Consider the following 21,372-nt stretch of genomic DNA (forward strand, 5'->3'; position numbering starts at 1 on the left):
GATTAGAATCATTCTGACTCTTTTAGCGTTAGCTTTGACCGCTTATGGTGCTGACAGTGTCACTATTCCGACGGTAAACCTTAACCTTTCAGCTCCAGATACGCCGCAACAGCTCGTTTCTTCTTTAAATGTAGTTGTTATTCTTACACTTCTTGTTCTGGCTCCTTCTATGGTTTTGGTGATGACAACATTTACCCGTTTTGTCATTGTCTTTGGCTTTTTACGTCAGGCACTGGGAACACAACAGGTCCCACCGACACAACTGCTTGTGATGCTTGCGATGATACTTACATTTTTTGTAATGGAGCCAATCGGAACCAAAGCGTATGAGCAGGGAATAAAACCTTATGTTGCCGAACAAATAGGTTATGAAGAGGCTTTTACAAAAACAGCTCTGCCTTTTAAGAATTTTATGATACGAAATACAAGAGAGAAAGACCTTGCACTTTTTTTACGTATAAGAAAGATGGAAAATCCAAAAAGTGTTGCCGATGTGCCGCTCTCTATTGTTATTCCCGCTTTTATTATCAGTGAGATGAAGACAGCCTTTGAGATAGGTTTTTTACTCTTTTTACCGTTTTTGGTCATTGATATGGTCGTAGCTTCCATTTTGATGTCTATGGGTATGATGATGCTGCCGCCTGTTATGATTTCTTTGCCGTTTAAGATACTTGTTTTTGTTCTGATAGACGGATGGAATCTTCTTATAGGCAACTTGATCGCTTCTGTGAAGTAAGGAGAAAATTTGGAATGTAACTATTTTGGTCAATGTGGTGCATGCAGGGTCTATGAAGATGGCTATGAAGGGCAGCTGCAGCAAAAATTGGCAGTTAACAAAGAACGTTTTTCCCCTTACTATACAAAAGAGATAGAAGTTTTCAGATCTCCTGATGAACACTACAGGGCACGTGCGGAGTTTAAGATATGGCACGAGGGTGAGAGCATTCATTATGCAATGAATCATATCGAGGGCAAAGGTGTCGTGTTTGTAGATGAGTGTCCACAGGTAAATGAGCATATTGCAGCATTGATGCCAAAACTGCTGAAAAAAATTCAAGAAGATTTTCTTGGTTTTAAACTTTTTGGTGCAGATTTTTTAAGTTCAAGCAGCGGTGAAATTGCTGTTTCTCTGCTCTATCATAGAAAACTTGAGGATGATTGGGAAGTCAAGGCAAAAAAGATAGCCAAGGAACTCGGCATTTACATTATAGGCCGCTCACGCAAGCAAAAAGTTGTGATTGGACAGGATTTTATCACGGAATCATTGACCATAGATGATAAAATATATAAATTTAACTACATAGAAAACAGCTTTACACAGCCAAATCCGCGTGTCAATGAGCAGATGATTGCATGGGCGATGGATGTCTTTGGTGAAGCAAAAGGTGATCTGTTGGAGCTTTACTGCGGCGCAGGAAACTTTACCATTCCATTTGCGACAATGTTCGATAAAGTTCTCGCAACGGAGATCTCAAAATCTTCCATCAATGCTGCAAAATCAAATATGACCTTAAATGATGTGCATAATATTGAATTTATCCGCATGAGTGTAGAGGAGTTTACGCAGGCACTCAAAGGTGTACGTGAATTTCGTAGAATGAATCACATAAATATGGATGATTATAATATCAAGTCAATTTTTGTCGATCCTCCACGCAGTGGTATGGATGAATTCTCTTGTGATTTCACTGCACAGTATGATACTATCGTCTATATCTCCTGTAATCCTGAAACACTCTATCGTGATTTGGAAATATTATGTAAATCTCATGAAGTTGCAGAGATGGCACTTTTTGATCAATTTCCATATACACATCATGTTGAGATGGGTGTAAAACTTACACGAAAAGGTTCCTAATGAAACATATTCTTCTGTTATTCGTGTTACTTGTTTTTACTTTGGAACTTAATGCTAGTCAAGAGATAAAACGGATAGACTCTATTGTCAGTGATATTGCGATGCTTCGAAAAGAATATAAAGAAAAACTGCTTGACGAAAAAGAGAAAAATATTATTTTATCACAACAAAACAGAGAGTATGAGCGAAAGATTACAAATCTGGAAAATGAAATAAAAAACCTGAAATCTCTTTTAAAAAATAGAAAAAATAACACACAAAATAAGATAATAGTAAAAGAAAAAATAAAAAAACTAGTAGTAGTCGCTCCACTATGTAAAGATGAAAATCCATTTCCAAAGCTCAAGTTAAAAGCCGATGAAAGAGTAGAACATTTTAAACCGACCGCCTTTTATTTGAAAAAGGCTGCAGCTGTTTATGATGGTATGACAACATCAAACGTAGTTGCAAAATGGGATAAGTACACATCTTTCACATCCAATACAAAAAGTGACAGCAGAATTAAAATAACGGGTTATTTTATCAATAAAGTCTGGACAAAAGCCAATAGAGAGATGTGGGTAGATCTCTCAAATGTCATAAAAAAGTTCTGATATAATACAGCCATGAAAAAAATATTGATAATCAGTGATGGTGCCATCGGTGAACACTTTATACAAAGGGTTACAGAGACATATACAAGTGAAAACATTTACTATGTCGTTGAGTTAAAAGCTAAAGAATTTCCCGAGGCAAACCCAGCACGATTCAAATTTTATGAATTTGACCCTACAAGTTTTTCAAAACTTTCCAATCTCCTAAAAATGGAATTTATCCAGATTATTATTGCTATGGATAACAAGTCGGATGTTGAGAATACCATTAAAAATATTAGGATCGTAAAAAAGCAGCTGCGTATCATAGTACTAAATCAATGGGATATGCAAAATGAAGATGCCAATGTCGTTTTAGTCAATGCAAACGAAATATTGGCATCGAGAATGCTTGATTATTTACCGAATGTTCCTGTTATTGCGCAAAATGTCGGTCTTGGAGAAGGCGAGATAATGGAAGTTCTCGTACCTTTTGGAAGTTCCTTCGTCTACCGTCATATTGGTGTAATTGAGCAGAAAAATTGGCGAATAGTTGCCATATATAGAAATCGTCAGCTACTTATGCCCTCACGCAGACGGATGATACAACCCAATGATCTCCTTCTTTTAGTCGGTGAGCCGGCAGTTTTAAAATCTGTATATCGTGCGATTAAGCGTGAACTTGGGCAGTTTCCTGAACCATATGGCGCCAATATTTTACTTTATATAGATATGGATATAGTACCGCATGATACTATAAGTGAGTTAGTTCGTCGTGCTGTTTATGTCCACACAAAGTTTAAACATGATCTCGTCATAAAAATTGTCAATCCATCCAATATTGATCTTTTGGAACATATAAAAGAGTACAGGGATCTTGATATAGTTGTAGATATTGATTACGGCAGTATAAGTCTCAAAGAGACCTTCTTTAATGATATAAAATCTTATCATGTAGGACTTGTAATTGTCTCTAGCGAAATGTTTGCAGACTATTATGTTCGGCGTGCTCTTTATGAAGTCCATGTACCTGTACTCAAACTTTCTCAGAAAAGCTTTTCAAATGTAAAAGATGCGGTGCTTGTTCTCTCAGACAACAGAGACTTGGAAAAGATTTCGGCAACTATCTTCGATATTTCCGAACAGATGAACTTCAACCTTGAACTTTATAATTATGTTCATGAACATCAGGAAGAAAAAGAGCAGGTGATTGAACACTATTATAATCTTTCGACGATCTTTTCTAAGTCCATTAAGGTCATCAAAGAGAATGAAAATCCTATTCGTGCATTAAAGCAAAAAGATAATTTTATTCAGATACTTCCCTTTACGTCAAAATTGACAACACGGCGTTTATATGCACTATTCTCAACAGATAGTGAAAAACTCTATTTTAAACTTGATGATTATCATCAGATTTTCATCCCGGTACAGATCTGATTTAGCCGTTTTTTAGCATAATTTAAGTAGTATTTATCATATTATATTTTTGGATAAATAATGCAGGTAAATATTCCCCTTAAACAAGTTGTAGATAACTCATATGACATAACAATAGATACGCTTCCCAAACTTAGCTATGATACAAAAGTGGCTATTGTTACCAACCCAAAAGTCTCAGGACTGCATCTAGGCTATCTTTTGTCAAAGATCTCTGCAAAAGAGCTTTATATTATTACTGTTCCCGATGGAGAGGCTTATAAGAACCAAGCATCGATCGATCTTATCTTAGAATCACTTTTCAATCACCGTTTTAATCGAAAATCACTTCTTATTGCTTTTGGCGGCGGTGTTATCGGTGATATGACAGGGTATGCTTCAAGTATCTATCAGCGTGGGATTGACTTTGTTCAGATTCCGACAACACTGCTTTCTCAGGTAGATGCAAGTGTCGGGGGTAAGACAGGTATCAACAACAGTTACGGAAAAAACCTCATTGGTGCTTTTCACCAACCACGTACTGTCTATATCGATCCTCATTTTTTAACGACTTTACCTTCTCGAGAATTTGGAGCGGGTGTCGCTGAAGTCGTCAAAATGGCAGTAACATTCAATGCAGACTTTTTTAATTATCTTGAAAGTGCCGATCTTAACGATAAAAAATCATTGCAAGAAGCTATCAAACAGGCAGTTCAGACTAAAGCCGGTGTCGTTGCAAAAGATGAAAAAGAACATGGGCTAAGAGCTGCACTCAATTACGGGCATACATTTGGACATGTTATAGAAAATGAGACGGGATATAAAAAATATTTACACGGTGAGGCAGTTGCTATCGGTATGGTAATGGCGAATGCACTTGCTGTTAAGCTTGGGCTTATGAAAGAGAATGAAGCCGATCGAGTAAAAGATCTTTTAAAAAAATATGATCTTCCGACATCCTATACAATAGAAAATGTAGAAAGCTTTTATGATGCATTCTTCTTGGATAAAAAGAGTTCTGATGCAACGATAACATTCATTTTGCCTGTTGGCATAGGTGATGTGAAAATAACAGACAGTGTGGCAAAAGAGACAGTGATTTCTGTTCTAGAAGGGTTTAGCCGATAATGATGCAAATTATAAAAGGAATTTTTTTCATATTTATCCTCGCAGTTCAGCTATGGGCATCTGCTGATACAATTGCAACAGACAACAATGTAACTGATGCGAAGCAGCAAGCAGAGAAACAACGTATTATCCAATCACAGATCAGTGATTATATGACTGAGCTTAATCGACTTGAATCACAGATCTCCGATGAAAATGTCTGGATTAAAAGTTATGCATCTTATTTGACCTCTTTAGATGTGAAAAGTAATCTTGACAAGATAAAAAAAAGAATCAAATGGCTTTCCAAACATGCTAAAACATCAAGTGATATTGATGAACTTAATGGATTGATATCCAAAGAAAATATTTTAACATCACAGGTGGATCAGCTTAAAGGCAAGAGCAGCGCACCCTTTTCAAATTTAATTACCCCGCCGAAACTTGATAAAATTCCAAATATTTCCAATCCGTTTGAGATATTTACAGGACTTTCTCTCATTAAAACCATCGATGCCAATTATGAGGATTATAAAAGAAAGAAAGAGAACCTTAATGAACTCATTATTCTGTTGCGTAAAGAGATCGGGATATATAAAAACCTTTATAAGATCGATCAAAAGAAATACAAAGATATATTGGAAAAGAAACAGACAGAGTTAGAGCGTTTCGAGCGTGCACTTGATACGATGAATGTGACACTCAATGTATATCAAAAACGTCTTGAAATTGCAAAGATAAATATCAATAAAGGTATAGAGAAACAGGTTTACAGACTTGTTAAAATCGGAATTGCTATTTTAGTCGTCTTTTTTATCTTCTTTTTGCTGAAACTCGTTGTCAAAAAGTATATTACAGATAATGAACGCTTCTATATGGCAAATAAGATTATTACCTTTACGAATTTCACAATCATTATTCTTATTCTGTTTTTTAATTATATTGAAAATGTTTCCTATCTGGTGACTATTTTAGGATTTGCTTCAGCAGGTATCGCTATTGCAATGAAAGACTGGTTTATGTCTATTCTTGGCTGGCTTGTTATCGTTTTTGGAGGCAGTATACATGTCGGAGATAGAATTCGTGTTGATATGGACGGCAAAAAATATGTAGGAGATGTTCTTGATATTTCACTGCTTCGCATGACGATCTTAGAAGATATAACACTGACTTCCATTATGCAAAATCGTCGTGCAGGGAGAATTGTTTTTATACCAAATAATTATGTTTTCACGCAGATGATAGCAAACTATACACACTACTCACTCAAGACTGTATGGGATGGTGTGAAAATCACGATCACCTTTGACTCAAATCATAAAAAAGCGATGCACTTAGTCAAAGAGATAACTAAAAAGTATTCGAAAGGATACACCGACATTACCAGAAAACAGCTTAATAAACTACGACAACACTACAGCTTGAAAAATACAAATGTCGAGCCTAGAATTTACTCTTTTATTGAGTCAAACGGGCTTGATATTGAAGCGTGGTACTTGACGAATGCATATGGTACTTTGACACTCAGAAGTGTCATCTCAAGTGAGATAGTCGATGCTTTTAATGCCGAAGATGACATTACCATCGCTTACCCAACGCAAAAACTTCATGTCGCTATGCAGAGTGAAGAACCGAGTGAACACAATCACGAGTTGGTATGATGAAAAAGGTATATTTTAAAACATTTGGATGCCGTACAAATCTTTATGATTCACAGGTAATGATGAGTTCGCTCAAAGAGTATGAGATAACTGAAAATGAAGATGAAGCGGATGTAGTCGTCATTAACTCCTGTACAGTTACAAATGGAGCCGATACACATGTCCGTTCTTATATCTCACAACTTGAGAGGCAAGGTGAGAATAAGAAGCTTTTTTTAACAGGATGCGGAGCACATACAAAAGGTGAGTCTCTTTTGCGTGAGGGACGTATTCACGGTGTTTTTGGTCAGAGTGAAAAGCAAAAGATTGATAACCTGCTGAAAAAAGAGCAACCTTTTTATGAGCCGGGTGATCTGAATCATATAGATGATATGGTCGTCGATGAATTTGTCGGCAAGAGCAGGGCATTTATTAAGATTCAGGAAGGGTGTAATTTTCGATGTTCATACTGTATTATTCCTTTTGTTCGCGGTGATGCAAGAAGCATGGATGAAGCGCGTATCTTAGAACAGATTCAAAGACTCGCCCTCAACGGTTTTGGAGAATTTATCCTCACGGGAACTAATGTCGGCTCTTACGGGCAGGATACAAAGACATCACTTGCAAAGCTGATGAAGAAAATGTCTCAGATTCGCGGTGTTCGCAGAATTCGCCTCGGCAGTGTCGAACCGATCCAAATAACCGATGAATTTAAAGAGATACTGGATGAACCGTGGATGGAAAAACATATGCACATTGCCTTGCAGCATACTTCACCAAAAATGCTGAAGCTGATGAATAGACGCAATGTTTACAGACAAGACAGAGAGCTTTTTGAATTTTTGGCTGATAAGGGCTATGCTATTGGTACGGATTTTATTACAGGTTTTCCGGGTGAGAGTGAGGAACTATGGCGTGAGGCGATGGAAAATGCCAAAGCTCTGCCGCTGACACATCTGCATGCCTTTACCTACTCCAAACGTGATGGAACACCTGCTGCACATATGAAACCTGAAGTAAACGGTAAACTTGCAAAAGAGCGTCTTCACGAGATCGAATCACTTGTAAAGAGTAAAAATTATGAATTTCGAAAAGCGCACAAAGATGAGCTTAATGTTCTTATAGAGTCCTATAAGAGTGGTCTCTATCATGGACTTGACCAGCATTTTAACAAAATAGTGGTAAAATCAGAGGAAGATTTTTTGGGTAACTGGATAACAGTTTCGGACTATGAAGTGCAAAAGGAACATAACTATGCCATCATCTAAAACAAATCGTATCGCACTTATCGCTTCTGCTTTTGTCATTATAGCACTCATTCTTTTTGCCATGCTGCGTGATAATGCCGATGCAATTACACTCAATCAGGCAAATTCATTACTACAGAGTAAAAGTGTCAAAAAGGTCATTGTTACAAAAGAGTATGTTTATCTCAAAACAGATAACGGCTATTATAAGATAGCATCATCACAAGTAACGCCTAGAATGTTCGTTGACTATAAAGTAGAGGTCGGCAGCGAATCCAATATTATTGCCATTATCTTATTTTTAGTACTCTTTTTGGGGTTAGGATCTCTTCTTGTAAAATTTTTGCAAAACAGGGGTGTGTTTGGAGATATTCGTTTTAAAAGAAGTGATGAAACAAATAATGCTTCTAGTTCTTTACTCGAGTTAAACTCTCCTATTGAAGCGATGAAGAGTGATGTGAGTTTTAGTGATATAGGCGGTATTTCTGATGTCAAAATTGAGCTTGAAGAGATTATCGACTTTATGAAAAATCCAAAACGTTATAAAAATTTTGGTGCGCGCATGCCGCGAGGTGTCCTTTTAGTAGGCCCTCCGGGGGTTGGAAAAACGATGATAGCCAAAGCAGTTGCCAGTGCAGCTGATGTTCCGTTCTTTTATCAAAGCGGAGCTTCTTTTGTCCAGATATATGTTGGAATGGGAGCAAAAAGAGTACATGAACTTTTTGCAGCTGCAAAGAAAAATGCACCGGCTATTATTTTCATCGATGAGATCGATGCTGTAGGAAAAAAACGAGACGGGCAGAGAAATGACGAACGAGAAGCGACACTCAATCAACTGCTTACCGAAATGGACGGGTTTGAAGGTTCAAGCGGGGTCATTGTCATAGCAGCAACAAATAAGATAGATATTTTAGATTCTGCACTGCTTCGTGCCGGACGTTTTGATAGACGTATCTTTGTAGAGCTACCGACAAAACGTGAGCGTGAGGCAATTTTGATGAAATATCTACAAAAGGTACCACATGAACTTGATGTCAAAGTAATTGCTAATATGACAGTTGGGTTTAATGGTGCCGCACTTGCTGCTCTTGTGAACGAAGCGGCACTTTTGGCATTGCGTCAAAATGATTTTCATGTCACGCTAGAGCATTTTTATCAGGTCAAAGACAAAGTCATGTTTGGTAAAAAGAAACTGCAGATGCTTAATGAAAAACAAAAAGCATACCGCATTACCTATCAGGCAGGAAAAGTTGTTGTTGCAACCTATTTTGACCTGCCGTTTGAAAAGCTTATGCTCTCAAATGAAAAGCTTACACCTTCTACAGATGAGCCTTTTATTAAAGAAGAGCTTGAGGCTCGTGTGAAGATGCTCATTGCTGGTACGGTTGCCTGTGATATGAGATTTAATGAACATGCAAGCAGTGCTAAAGCAGATCTCGATGAAGCAAAAGAGATCACACTGAAAATGTGTCAGGAGTATGGAATGGGAACGGCAATCATTCCTGAATCCAATGAAGAAGAGCTTATGTTAAAGCGTCTTTATGAAGAGACGACACTGCTTTTGGAGTCATTAGGTGAAGTAATTCAAAATGTTGAAAGTGTCTTGCAGGAGCGTGAAAGTATCAGCAAAGAAGAGGTTAAAAAGTATATCAATGCGATTTTTTAGCGGTTTTTCTCTGCAAAATGAGCAGCACTTTTTCACTCCTTTTATTAAAGAGAGTGATTATAGTGTCTGCGGGTTTAGTTATGGAGCTATAAAAGCTTTTGAATATGTTCAAAAAGCTTTGCGTGAGGGAAAAAGAGTTGATACACTGCAGCTTTTTTCTCCGGCATTCTTTCAAAGTAAAGATGAGAAATTTAAGCGTCTGCAGTTAATGGCTTACAGAAAAAATGAAGATGCTTATCTTGCACAGTTTATCAATGCCTGTTTTTTACCGTATGAGCGTCAAGATGTTGCGCGGAGTGTAACTGTTATAGAAGAGCTCGAAGAACTTTTAAATTATGAGTGGAATTTTGAGTCTTTGCGTGAGCTGTGTAGGTCTGGCGTTGCGATTGAAGTATATCTCGGTGGAAAAGATCAGATAGTCGATGCTGATGCTGCTAAAGAGTTCTTTTTGGATGTGGCAACGGTTACATATATAAAAGATGGAAATCATTTTTTACTGACACTATAGTTGTTTGTCAGAAGATTGACCGTTTTTATATTGCTAAGATTCCGAGGGCAAATCCTCCTGTTGGTCTGAGCCTCTCCATCTTAGCAATATAAAAACTATAGATTTGATGTTAAGATGGAAATTGTAGTAAAAACTAAAATCAAATAAAGGAAAAAAACTATGAGTAAAATAAAAATAGGTGTAATAACAGCAAGTGATAGAGCGAGTAAGGGAATCTATGAAGATATCAGCGGTGTGGCAATTCAAGATACGATGAAAGAGTATCTAAAAAGTGATTTTGAGATAGTCTATAGATGTATTCCGGATGAACAGGATAAGATCGAGGCAACAATGAAAGAACTTTGTGATGAAGCAGGATGCTGTCTGGTTGTTACAACAGGCGGTACAGGTCCGGCACTTCGTGATGTAACACCTGAAGCGACTGAGAATGTATGTCAGAAGATGATGCCCGGTTTTGGTGAGTTAATGCGTCAGGTAAGTCTGCAGTATGTTCCTACTGCTATTCTCTCTCGTCAAACAGCAGGCATCAGAGGTAAAAGTCTCATTATTAATCTTCCGGGAAAACCGAAGTCTATTCGAGAATGTCTTGATGCTGTTTTTCCAGCTGTTCCTTATTGTATCGATCTGATAGAAGGTCCTTACATTGAAACAAACGAGGAAATTATCAAAGCATTCAGACCAAAGTCAAAATAATGAAATTTTTTTGTAAGTTCATATTATTACTATTGACAGTTTCATCACTGCAAGCATTTACATGGGATGATTATGATCAATTTGCAACCTATATGGGATATGAAAGAGATTATAATAAAGCACTTGCAATCGCTAAAGAGAAGAATAAAGATCTTTTTGTTCTTGAAGTAAGCGAAGGCTGTCCTTTTTGTCATCGTCTTGTCGATACGATACTCACAAAAGATTCTGTTCGAGACTATATCAATAAAAAATATATAAAGCTCATTATCAATAGAGATACAGACAAAAATATACCAAAGAAGTTAATGCGGCCATTTTCACCTGTTACTTTTATCATTGATGCACAAAGCGGTCAGATTATTGATGAAGTTGACGGTTGGATGGAAGAGGATAATTATTTATGGCACATTTGATAATGAAATATGGTTTATCTATCGGGATAGGACTTTTATTATTGCTCAACAGCGGGTGCTCTTCTCCAAAACAGCTCTCTTTCTCAGAAAAGTTGCAACAACAAAAAATATATTATTCATCACTCAGTGAAGAAGAACAGATTAAGGCTGTCAAAGAGCAGTGGTGGCGAATAGGATTCATTAAGAATCCAACATATCGTGTACAAAAAACAGCACTGGATATATCACCTCATGCCATAGAAGATATAGATCATCCAACAAAAGAGATTCAAATTCTGGCTGTTCGTAAGATCATGAAAGATGGTAGCTTCAATACTGCATTGACAAAATTAATCAATTCATTTAGTGAAGAGGCGCAGATAGAAGCGGTTAAACATAATCCTCAGATTATACAATATATCCCTTATCCCTCGCCAAAAGTGCAGCTAGCAGCTGTGAAAGTAAATCCCTTTGTTGTAAAAAATATCATTAACGCGACAGATGAGGCGAAACAAGAAGCTGTCAAGTTAAATCCTAGAGTTGCAAAGTTCTTACGCTGAACCTTATCTCTTTTTAAAGCAAAAAACCTACTGCACAAATCTTACACACAGATTTCCTATAATAACAGAGTATAAAGAAGGAAATTTGTGATGAAAAATATTTTAATCATATTGTTATTATTTTTGGGCTCTTTTGTATTTGGAAACGAACAGAGTATTTTGGACGAGAAACAGCAATTAGAATGGCAGGATGATGTTGAACATGTCGAGTTGAAGTTAAAACTTGCTAAAGGTTATTGTTCTCAAATGAGCTTAAATGGATTTACTGATTGGAGAATACCGAGTAAAAAAGAACTTGTTAATTTATTTCAAAATAAAAAATTAAAACAAAAATTCACTTATCTGCAAGATGCTGTCTATTGGACAAAAACAGATGATGAAAAAGATGATCTGAACGCATACACGATCTACAGCGCTAATGCCTATATCTCAGTAAGTGATAAATGTGATAAGAACTTTATTATGTGCGTAAGAGATCATTAAAAATTATATAGATATTCGAATACCGACAGGGCAGTGGTCTGAGCCTTCTATGTAGTCTAAGATGAAGGCATCTTCAAGACTCTCTGCCAAGTCTTCAGAGATGAAGAAGTAGTCAATTCTCCAACCTACATTTTTTATGCGTGCATTGGAACGGTAAGACCACCAGGAGTATCTGTCGGCTTGATCACCGTTGACATAGCGGAACGTGTCAATATAGCCGTGATCCAAAAATTTATCTATCCATTCTCTTTCTATAGGCAAAAAGCCGGATGTTTTAGAGTTTGCTTTTGGATTTTTAAGGTCTATTTCTCGATGGGCTGTATTTACATCACCACAGACGATTATGCTTTTTCCATCCTCACGCAGTGCTTCACAGTGAGCTAAAAAATCATCATAGAATTTCATCTTGTATGCTAAACGTTCTTCATCTTTTTGTCCATTTGGAAAGTAGACATTAAAAAGGACAACATCGCCATAATGTGTTTCAATAATACGACCTTCATGCATATGATCTATATCAGGACATGTAGTGTGAAAATCACTCTGTATTGTACTAAAAGTAGCTGTACCGCTGTATCCTTTTCTCTCTGCAGGGTTTATCAGTACTTCACTATACTCTTTTTCAAAAAGATTTTTCGGAAATTGGTCTTTTTGTGCTTTTATCTCTTGGAGACAGAGAATATCTGTATCGCGTTCATCGATCCATTTGAGAGCTTCTTTGTTCGCTACTGCGCGGATGCCATTGACATTCCATGAAATGATTTCTATTGAATCGGACATATTTTGCCTTTAAAATTTTAAAAAGAGATGTGACTGGATGCGAGACTAAGAGAAAAGTTCTCTTAGTTCATAAGATTTATACGAAGTTTACTTTTGCAAGGTGATGGTTTAGACCAAGTTCTGCAGGAGAACAACCAAGTGCAAGGCCTACCATTTGCTGCATATGAAGAACCGGAAGTTCAACTTCACGGCCGATAGCTTCTGATGCATGAGCTGTTTGTGTGTCAAGTTTTAGATGACAAAGTGGACATGGTGTTACCATCCAGTCAGCATTACCATCCATTGCACCGGCAATTGCATTTCCTGTTAGAACAGCTGCAGTATGTGGTGCTTGAAGTTCAACGTGAAAACCACAGCATTTGTTTTTCTCTTCATAATCAACATTTTTACCACCACACGCGATAATTAAATCATCAAGTGAAGTAGGACGGTATGCAGATTCTGGAGATTTGTGTGTCTCATTTTGAAGCTCTGAAGGACGAATGTTGTGACATCCATAAAAAGGAGCAATATTGAACTGGCTTAGCGGTGTAACAACCATCTCTTTGATTTTATCAAGACCGATATCGTCAATGATAGCATATAGGAAGTGTGTAACATCGGAAGTACCTTTGTACTCAAGTCCGACTTCTGCAAGTTTTTCATTTACTTTTGCTTTGAGTTCAGCATTATTATCAAGTCTATGTTTTGTCATAGCAGTATTTAGCTGACAAGTATTACAGATCGTAACCATAGTAAGGCCATGCTTTTCAGCATATGCAATATTACGTGCATTTAAAACAAGAGACAAGAAATCATCATAATCTTGTAAGTGAGAAGCACCACAGCATGAAGCTTCTGTTAGTTCAATAAGCTCAATACCAAGTTTCTCAGCAACTGCCATTGTGGACATCATTTGCTCTGGAGTACTCTGTTTTGCCGTACATCCTGTAAAAAGTGCGTATTTTAATTTTTTCATTCTTTAACTCCTAGAACTTTGCAGTAGATGAAGATTCGACAAGTTTTTTGATCTCATCCATATTATCTGATGTTGGGATAGCCCATGGCATTGCAATTTTACCCTTAGTGAACATTCTCAGTGCTACCGGAATGTGTTTTACGATTGAAGGACCTTCAGAGTAGAGGACTAAGCCGCCTTCATCGAGTACACCACGTTTTTCGATTGATTTTTTGAATCCGACTGCATGGCGCACGGCAACATTGTTCTCCGCGATTCCTTCCTGGAATGCCATCTGATGCAGTTTTGTAATCTTGCCGATAGGGTTGATCTCTTTTGGACATACTTCCGCACACTCAAAACATTTCACACAATCCCAGACACCTTGTCCCATTTCATTAACAGTCTTAAGTCTCTCTTCTGAATTGTCGCGGACATCCGCAGAGAATCTATACGCTGCTGCAAAAGCTGCCGGACCAAAGAACTCTTCGTTGATTGCAACGGCAGGACAGGCATAGTGGCATGCACCACATTGAATACAAAGGTCTGCATCATCAAGTGCATCAGCATCTTCAGGTGAAACAAGATTCTCAGTTTCCGGATTTTCATCGATGTCTGCTACGAGATATGGCTGAACTGCTTCATGTTTCTCCCAGAAATCACCTTTGTCGATGATCATATCTTTTACTACACGCTTAATACTTAGAGGCTCTATAGTAAGTTCACTTCCAAAAAGGTCTACCATATCGTTCATGCTCTCTTTACATGCAAGTGTAGAACGACCATTTACTTTAATGGCACATGCACCACAAATACCATGTCGGCAAGATCTTCTGTAAGAAAAACTTCCGTCATGGTCCCATTTGATTCTGTTTAGTATGTCAAGTACAACTTCTTCTGAAGTTACTTCCATACTGTAATCTTCGTAATATGGTAAATAATCTTCATCTGCATTAAAACGAAATACTTTGAAGTTTACTTGCTGTGTAGTTATTTTATGTTCTGTACTCATAAGTTATCCTTAGTAATTTCTTGCTTTAAGTTCATGTTTGCCAAGAACAACATCCATGTAGTCAAGTTTGATATCGCCGTTTTCATCCATATATGCCATAGTATGTTTGAGCCAATTTTTGTCATCACGTTCTTGAAAGTCTTCTCTGTAGTGTGCACCACGGCTCTCTTTTCTAGGGAGTGCAGATTCGACAATAAAGAGAGAATAGTCAAGCATATGACCAAGCTCGATTGCTTCTTGGAGTTCAGTATTGAATACTTTTGATTTATCTTTTATACGGATGTTCTTAAAACGTTCACGAAGTTCTTTCACTGTTTTGATAGCGTCTTTGATAGTCTCTTCGGTTCTAAATGCACCTGCATTTGCAGTCATTGCCTGCTGTAGTTCTTCACGGATTTGGGTGACTCTTTCATCACCGTTATTGTTGAGGATAAAGTCAATCTCTTTAAGTGTAGTCTGAGCATCTTCTTCAGTTGCAGGGCGAAGTTCAATGTTATCAACTTCTGCTACCATTGTTTTACCGACATAACGGCCAAAAAGGAGTGCTTCAAGAACAGAGTTCGCACCAAGGCGGTTTGCACCGTGAACAGATACACAAGAACACTCACCTGCAGCATAGAAACCTTCTATAAGCTCATCGTTGTTTTTGCGGACGTTTCCTGCGATATTTACAGGAATACCACCCATAGAGTAGTGTGCGGTTGCTGAGATGAGAATAGGCTCTTTAATCATATCGAGTCCAAGGAAAGTTATAGCAAGCTCACGCAATTCAGGAAGTCTCTCCATAATGAGATCTTTTCCAAGGTGTGTAACATCAAGATATACAGCATCTTTTCTCGGTCCGACTCCACGGCCTTCGCGAATTTCATTTAAAATTGCGCGTGAGACAACGTCACGAGATGCAAGTTCCAATGCATTTGGAGCATATTTCTCCATAAAACGTTCACCTTTAGAATTGTAAAGACGTCCACCCTCACCACGAGCCGCTTCAGAGATAAGAACACCGTTTCCTGAAAGTCCAGATGGGTGGAATTGTACGAACTCCATATCTTCGAGAGGAATACCGTGACGTGCAACGATACTTAAGCCGTCACCTGTATTTGCGTGAGCATTTGAGTTAATCTTGTAGCATCTTGCATAGCCGCCTGTAGCGAACATAACAGATTTCGCATTGAAAATTGCCATTTGCATGTCGCGAATGTTAAAGGCTACAACACCGGAAACTTTGCCATCTTTGTAGATGATGTCTGCTGCATACCATTCATCCCAAAATTTGACACCTGCACGGTCAGCTTGTTCATAAATAGTCTGCAAAAGAGTAAGTCCAGTTCTGTCCTTTGCATAACATGCACGTGGAGAAGACTGTCCGCCAAAAGGGCGTTGTGCGATTTTTCCATCTGGAGTTCTACTAAATGCTGCTCCCATACGCTCAGCCCAGCGAATTGTTTCAGGGGCATTTTTACACATGAACTCAACTGCATCCTGATCTGCTAGATAATCAGAACCTTTTACGGTATCAAACTCATGAAGCTCAATACTGTCTTCATCACTAAATGCTGCATTGACACCACCTTGAGCTGCACCGGAGTGGCTTCGTAGTGGATGTAGTTTTGTAATTACAGCAACTTTTTTTCCTGCAGTCTGCAATTCTCTTGCTGCTGCACATCCCGCAAGACCCGCACCAACTACAATTGCATCGTAAGTATAAATAGGAATACTCATTAACTTTCCTTCAATAAAGAACTAAAATAATGTTGATTATATCGAAGGAAGTCTTAGTATAGATTAAATGTTGCGTTAGTTTTGAGGAAGTTTGTGTATGTTACAATTTGAGACATATAATATAAAAGAATATTACATGTCCTTTTGAGCAAGATCCCTTGTCTGCATGATCTTGTTTGTACCGAGCGATTGGGCGTAGTGTAAGATCTCTTTTGCCTGTTTTATGGCCTCTTCAAGAGATGTGTTATTCGGTTTGATGATAAAACCGCCGCTCATAGTGATCTGTGTTGTGCCTTTATGCGGAATATTGAATTTCAACTCAGCAACACTCTCACGGATAAGTTCAGCATCTTTAAAGCACTGCTCTTTTGATGAACGGGATAGAATGACGGTAAATTGATTGTAATCTGTTCTGGCTATGACATCTACAGGTTGTTGATGCAATGAAATTGTATAGGCAACTTTTTTCAGTATTGTTTGTGTCACATCTTGCGGGAAAGCTCTGTTTGATTTTGAAAAATTGTCTATTTCAAAAACTGTTACGGAAGTGAAATTACTGTCTTGCTTTCTTTTTTTGATGGAATACTCGTTGACCATACCTTTGTAATTGTTGATCTCTGTAACAGGGTCGAGCATATCAGGGTTGTCATTACTGACAGTTTTTCTATTCATACGCAGTGAGATGGCATCAGCCTCCTGTGAGTAGATATTGTAAGTTTTTCTATTTTTGTCCGTTCGCAGTAAAAATTCAATATCTTTGTAAATTGCATTGATGGCTTTTCTATAGTAAAAAGTTGCGAGCAGGATAAGAACAAAAACAATAATGACAGCGTATTTTATATATTTAAACTTTTCTTCATTATAATGAATGTTTTTTAAAAGTATCGTGTCAATTTGTTTGTTTATATTGGCAAAGGCAATGTCAAGATTCTTCTTCGCCTTTCGATCAAGTGCCGGATCTTTTGTGTCTACATAGTACTCTTGCGCAGCCTGATTGAAAGTATCCGTCAAAGCAGAAAGTTTATCTAGGTCTGCAAGATATTCCTGCTCGTTATGAACAATGTATTTGTCCATATAGGCATATTTGTAAAGTGTTTTTAATTTGTCTATCTCTTGATGCAGTTGTGTACTTTTGCCATTAAACTGAATGAGAGCCAATTCAAGGTCTTTTTTGTCAAGTCGGGTTAATGATGCAATAATCTTTTTTTGATTGACAAGATTATCTACTTTGTCAAAGGAGAGAGTATGTTCAAAAATGCTTAATAGCCCAAGTGTTGCAGCAACAAGAACAAAAAGCAGATAAGTGTTCAAATTCTGAAATATCTTCTTAATCGAGTGTTTCATATGTTTAGTTTTCCTAAAAATGTTATAATTGCTTACTATTCTATATCGGTTGCGATTAAGAGTTGCTTAAGTAGAAAGAGGAATTTTGAATTTAGAAAATTATTTTATATCACTTTTTAACAATAATCACATTGGTGATGATGCAGCCGTCATAGAAAAATATGTTTACTCAAAAGATGCTTTTTTTGAAGATGTCCATTTTAAAAAAAAGTGGATGAACTATTTTCAAATAGCCAAAAAAGCCATGCTGGTCAATATTTCGGATGCCATTGCTATGAATGCTCAACCTATGTATGCACTCTTAAGTGTTGCAATGCCAAAGAGCATGACTAAAAAGGATATGCAGGCTCTCGCAGCTGGCTTTAAGTTTGTTGAAAAATGTTATAATATGGAAATAATCGGCGGCGATACGATAAGTAACACAAAGCTCGATATTACCATCACTGTGATCTCAAAGACAGAGAGACCGCTTTTGCGTAAAGGTATGAGAGGATCTTCTCTTTTGGCATATACGGGTGAGCTTGGACGAAGCGCAAAGGATCTCAAAAGACTTTTTCGCGGCGGCAAGATCCATCAAAAGTCAAAATTTGTAGATATTGAGCTGCGTGAGGCATTTGTCAAAAGAGCAGCGAGAGCATTACAAGCCGGTATGGATATATCTGACGGACTCTTTAGTGATTTGGATAAAATGTTGAAAGCTAATGGTCTTGGCGTTGAATTTATAACAAAGATACCCAAAAGTATGGGTTGCAGCGGTGAAGAGTATGAGATGCTTATCGCTTTTGACAAACGAAATCTCAAAGGTCTGCAAAGACGTGCAAAGCAGAGCAGAACAAAACTTACTGTTTTTGCAAAAGCCTCACGCAAACGATATACAAATAGATGTAAAGCACATCATTTTTAAAAAATTAGGAAAAAAATAGATATGGATAGATTTTACTCACTTGCTCACGCAAGTATAGATTTTCACTTTAAGCAGACACCCCGTGATTTTGTTGTAGAGGAGATACCACTGTATGAATTCAGCGGAGAAGGCGAGCATTTAGTCCTTTTTGTACGTAAAAAGAATCTTTCAACCAATGAGATGATAGGTCAGATAGCAAGATACTTAGGTATAAAAAACAAAGAGATAGGGTACGCAGGGCTTAAAGATAAGCACGCAATGACAAAACAGTATATATCTCTGCACAGAAAATATGAAGAGGCACTGGAAAATTTTAATTTTGATGGCATAAAGATCCTCTCAAAGACATACCATAACAATAAGATCAGGATAGGGCACCTCAAAGGTAATCGTTTCTATATCAAGCTTAAAAAGGTCAATCCGACAAGTGCGGCTAAAATAGATGAAGCTTTGAAAAATATAGATAAACAGGGAATGCCGAACTTTTTTGGATACCAGCGTTTTGGCAATGACGGTGATAACCATATACTTGGAGAAAAGCTTGCAAAAGGAGAAGCGCGTGAACGTAATCCCCGCGTGAAAAAACTGCTGATAAATGCATACCAATCACATCTTTTCAATCTTTGGCTCTCACGCAGACTTGAGATCAATTCACTTGTCAACTCTTTTAGTGAGAATGAACTTGAATCACTACTAAATCTGCCAAACCATGAAGTAAAAAAGATGAAAGCTCAAACACACCCTTTTAAGCTTATAAGCGGCGATGTTATGGAACATTATCCCCATGGAAGACTTTTTGATTATGAAGGCCAAGAAGAGGATATAAAGCGTTTTAATGAACGTGATGTGAGTGTTACGGGACTCTTGGTCGGTAAAAAAGCACGTCTTGCAACACAAAATGCCCGCATCATAGAAAAAGAGTATGATGATACGATAAATGCAGATGGTGCAAGACGTTATGCCTGGGTCTATCCTACAGATATGGAAGGGCGTTTTAATCCTGTTGAAGCACAGTATGAGTTGAACTTTTCACTGCCAAAAGGTTCTTATGCCACAGTGCTTATCGAAGAAATAGCAAAAAGGAAAATCAATGAATAAAAGACATGTTACATCAGCCATCTCACAAATTTTTGGAAAGTTTGCATCCAAAGAGTTTCCAAAATGGTTCCAAAATATCGTCAATCAAAGCTATGTGAAGTTAATGGGACTTGATATGAGTGAGTTTCATGCACCAAATTCATATAAAAGTCTCAATGCGCTCTTTACGAGACACTTGCGTGAGCCAAGAAAATTCTCTTTAGCAGCAGAAGATTTTATCTCGCCATGTGACTCTCTTATCTCAGCATGCGGGGGATTGGTAGATGATTATGCACTACAAATAAAAGGAATGCGTTATAAAACCGATGACCTTTTAGGAAACAACTTCACGCAGTCTGAAAAAGATGCCGTGTGTGACGGTGACTTCATCAACTTTTATCTTTCGCCAAAAGATTACCATCGTTATCATATCCCGATCAATATGAAAGTATTAAAAGCGGTGCATATTCCAGGAAAATTCTATCCTGTCAATTTTCCTTCGCTCAAAAAACGATTGAATCTTTTTATAGAGAATGAAAGGGTTGTCCTGCAGTGTGAAACGGTAGAGGGAAAAAGATTTTATATGGTTTTAGTCTCTGCACTCAATGTCGGCGTAATGAAAGTGAGTTTTGAACCTCGTATTCATACAGATGCAGATGTGATTGGTGAGCAGGTTTATACATTTCAAGATCTCTATCTTGATAAAGGCGATGACTTTGGATGTTTTGAGATGGGTTCTACGATTGTTATCATCTCTGAAAAAGAGATGTTTAAAGAGATACTTGTAAAACCGGGTGATAAAGTAAAATTTGGAGAGACTATTGCTAAACTAAGTTAATAACTCTTAGTCTGGCTGTAACTTTTTCATCTTTTTCTATAAAGTCTAATTGTGTATCAATTGGATGTTTCTGATCTTTTAAAACAGCTTGCAGATCGTGAAGTACATAAGCATATTTTTGAAATAATGGTACATTAATATAGTCGATATGATCTTTTGCAACAAGCTCAGCCAATTTTTTCAATGCACAAGTATATACTGCCTGATTAACGGAAAAGTGTATAAGATAGTCATGCATGATCTTGAGATTGTTCTCAAAAACAGTTTTCTCTTCAATATCAAGCGTTTTACTCTCGCGAACTCTTTTTAGTTCATCGGTAATGTGCTGGTCAACTTTAGAAAACTCTTTTTGTATGAGGTCTTCCAAATCTGGACAATACTTTGATAGATTTTGCATAAGTTCCGTATTGGTCAGCTCTTGTGGATGGGCTAGGAAAGTGTACTGTTTATCTTCAAAGTAATCATGGTCAAGTGCTTTGATTAGCTCAATAAGCACAGGAAGATAATTAAATTTATCATCCTGATTTTTATCAAACTCAATGCCTCTATGAGATATGAGTGGTTTTGGACCTACATAGGCAAGCTTTTCCATGATTCTCTCCTTCATAATACA

22 protein-coding genes are annotated in these 21,372 nt (G+C 37.4%); 16 read left to right on the forward strand and 6 right to left on the reverse strand.

The window, feature by feature from the left end; genetic code table 11:
* Window position 1 precedes the first annotated feature (1 nt).
* The 13 genes from fliP (at window position 2) to FM071_RS04590 (ending at window position 12,145) form a co-directional block, all read left to right on the forward strand.
* The gene (gene fliP / locus FM071_RS04530; RefSeq protein WP_226960595.1) at window positions 2–736 is read left to right on the forward strand and encodes a flagellar type III secretion system pore protein FliP; all 735 of its coding nucleotides are present in this window, start codon (window positions 2–4) and stop codon (window positions 734–736) included.
* 9 nt (window positions 737–745) lie between these two features.
* Entirely contained in the window at window positions 746–1,858 is a 1,113-nt protein-coding gene (gene trmA, locus FM071_RS04535; RefSeq protein WP_193111828.1) for a tRNA (uridine(54)-C5)-methyltransferase TrmA, read from the forward strand.
* On the forward strand, window positions 1,858–2,451 hold the full coding sequence (locus FM071_RS04540; protein ID WP_193111829.1) for a hypothetical protein: 594 nt from the start codon (window positions 1,858–1,860) through the stop codon (window positions 2,449–2,451). The genes trmA and FM071_RS04540 overlap by 1 nt, the downstream gene beginning before the upstream one ends.
* Before the next feature lie 12 nt (window positions 2,452–2,463).
* A complete protein-coding gene (locus FM071_RS04545) occupies window positions 2,464–3,870 on the forward strand; it encodes a COG3400 family protein (RefSeq protein WP_193111830.1) in 1,407 nt (468 codons plus the stop codon).
* A gap of 60 nt (window positions 3,871–3,930) precedes the next feature.
* Window positions 3,931–4,977, forward strand: a complete 1,047-nt coding sequence (aroB, locus tag FM071_RS04550; RefSeq protein ID WP_193111831.1) for a 3-dehydroquinate synthase — start codon at window positions 3,931–3,933, stop codon at window positions 4,975–4,977.
* Complete coding sequence (locus FM071_RS04555; RefSeq protein ID WP_226960585.1) at window positions 4,977–6,617, forward strand: mechanosensitive ion channel domain-containing protein; 1,641 nt, start codon at window positions 4,977–4,979, stop codon at window positions 6,615–6,617. The genes aroB and FM071_RS04555 overlap by 1 nt, the downstream gene beginning before the upstream one ends.
* Window positions 6,614–7,864, forward strand: a complete 1,251-nt coding sequence (mtaB, locus tag FM071_RS04560; RefSeq protein WP_193111832.1) for a tRNA (N(6)-L-threonylcarbamoyladenosine(37)-C(2))-methylthiotransferase MtaB — start codon at window positions 6,614–6,616, stop codon at window positions 7,862–7,864. Before FM071_RS04555 ends, mtaB begins: the two co-directional genes overlap by 4 nt.
* Window positions 7,851–9,509: an AAA family ATPase gene (locus FM071_RS04565; protein ID WP_193111833.1), complete on the forward strand. Its 1,659-nt coding sequence runs from the start codon at window positions 7,851–7,853 to the stop codon at window positions 9,507–9,509. Before mtaB ends, FM071_RS04565 begins: the two co-directional genes overlap by 14 nt.
* Window positions 9,496–10,017, forward strand: coding sequence for a pimelyl-ACP methyl ester esterase BioV (bioV, locus tag FM071_RS04570; RefSeq protein WP_193111834.1), 522 nt, complete (start codon window positions 9,496–9,498; stop codon window positions 10,015–10,017). The genes FM071_RS04565 and bioV overlap by 14 nt, the downstream gene beginning before the upstream one ends.
* A gap of 159 nt (window positions 10,018–10,176) precedes the next feature.
* On the forward strand, window positions 10,177–10,710 hold the full coding sequence (mog, locus tag FM071_RS04575) for a molybdopterin adenylyltransferase (protein WP_193111835.1): 534 nt from the start codon (window positions 10,177–10,179) through the stop codon (window positions 10,708–10,710).
* Window positions 10,710–11,123 (forward strand): thioredoxin fold domain-containing protein, encoded by a 414-nt coding sequence (locus FM071_RS04580; RefSeq protein WP_193111836.1) that lies wholly within the window; start codon window positions 10,710–10,712, stop codon window positions 11,121–11,123. Before mog ends, FM071_RS04580 begins: the two co-directional genes overlap by 1 nt.
* The gene (locus FM071_RS04585) at window positions 11,111–11,662 is read left to right on the forward strand and encodes a hypothetical protein (protein WP_193111837.1); all 552 of its coding nucleotides are present in this window, start codon (window positions 11,111–11,113) and stop codon (window positions 11,660–11,662) included. The genes FM071_RS04580 and FM071_RS04585 overlap by 13 nt, the downstream gene beginning before the upstream one ends.
* A gap of 90 nt (window positions 11,663–11,752) precedes the next feature.
* The gene (locus FM071_RS04590) at window positions 11,753–12,145 is read left to right on the forward strand and encodes an Lcl domain-containing protein (RefSeq protein WP_193111838.1); all 393 of its coding nucleotides are present in this window, start codon (window positions 11,753–11,755) and stop codon (window positions 12,143–12,145) included.
* Window positions 12,146–12,148: 3 nt separating this feature from the next.
* Here FM071_RS04590 and FM071_RS04595 read toward each other — a convergent pair whose 3' ends face one another.
* The 5 genes from FM071_RS04595 to FM071_RS04615 form a co-directional block, all read right to left on the reverse strand.
* Window positions 12,149–12,925: an exodeoxyribonuclease III gene (locus FM071_RS04595; protein ID WP_193111839.1), complete on the reverse strand. Its 777-nt coding sequence runs from the start codon at window positions 12,923–12,925 to the stop codon at window positions 12,149–12,151.
* A gap of 76 nt (window positions 12,926–13,001) precedes the next feature.
* On the reverse strand, window positions 13,002–13,883 hold the full coding sequence (locus FM071_RS04600; protein ID WP_193111840.1) for a CoB--CoM heterodisulfide reductase iron-sulfur subunit B family protein: 882 nt from the start codon (window positions 13,881–13,883) through the stop codon (window positions 13,002–13,004).
* Between the two features lie 10 nt (window positions 13,884–13,893).
* A complete protein-coding gene (locus FM071_RS04605; RefSeq protein WP_193111841.1) occupies window positions 13,894–14,874 on the reverse strand; it encodes a succinate dehydrogenase/fumarate reductase iron-sulfur subunit in 981 nt (326 codons plus the stop codon).
* Window positions 14,875–14,883: 9 nt separating this feature from the next.
* The gene (gene sdhA, locus FM071_RS04610) at window positions 14,884–16,596 is read right to left on the reverse strand and encodes a succinate dehydrogenase flavoprotein subunit (RefSeq protein WP_193111842.1); all 1,713 of its coding nucleotides are present in this window, start codon (window positions 16,594–16,596) and stop codon (window positions 14,884–14,886) included.
* A 132-nt stretch (window positions 16,597–16,728) separates the two neighbouring features.
* Window positions 16,729–17,940 (reverse strand): diguanylate cyclase domain-containing protein, encoded by a 1,212-nt coding sequence (locus tag FM071_RS04615; RefSeq protein WP_193111843.1) that lies wholly within the window; start codon window positions 17,938–17,940, stop codon window positions 16,729–16,731.
* Between the two features lie 85 nt (window positions 17,941–18,025).
* Between FM071_RS04615 and FM071_RS04620 the strand changes: the two genes are divergently transcribed.
* From FM071_RS04620 to FM071_RS04630, 3 genes are read left to right on the forward strand one after another with little or no spacing between them, the layout of a single operon-like run.
* Entirely contained in the window at window positions 18,026–18,844 is an 819-nt protein-coding gene (locus tag FM071_RS04620) for a thiamine-phosphate kinase (protein ID WP_193111844.1), read from the forward strand.
* A 21-nt stretch (window positions 18,845–18,865) separates the two neighbouring features.
* Window positions 18,866–19,942, forward strand: coding sequence for a tRNA pseudouridine(13) synthase TruD (truD, locus tag FM071_RS04625; RefSeq protein ID WP_193111845.1), 1,077 nt, complete (start codon window positions 18,866–18,868; stop codon window positions 19,940–19,942).
* Window positions 19,935–20,759, forward strand: coding sequence for a phosphatidylserine decarboxylase (locus tag FM071_RS04630; RefSeq protein ID WP_193111846.1), 825 nt, complete (start codon window positions 19,935–19,937; stop codon window positions 20,757–20,759). Before truD ends, FM071_RS04630 begins: the two co-directional genes overlap by 8 nt.
* Here FM071_RS04630 and FM071_RS04635 read toward each other — a convergent pair.
* Window positions 20,746–21,351 (reverse strand): hypothetical protein, encoded by a 606-nt coding sequence (locus FM071_RS04635; protein WP_193111847.1) that lies wholly within the window; start codon window positions 21,349–21,351, stop codon window positions 20,746–20,748. The genes FM071_RS04630 and FM071_RS04635 overlap by 14 nt on opposite strands.
* Between the last annotated feature and the right edge of the window lie 21 nt (window positions 21,352–21,372).

Origin of the sequence: Sulfurimonas paralvinellae (assembly GCF_014905135.1) — a bacterium.
Taxonomy (GTDB): Bacteria; Campylobacterota; Campylobacteria; order Campylobacterales; family Sulfurimonadaceae; genus Sulfurimonas; species Sulfurimonas paralvinellae.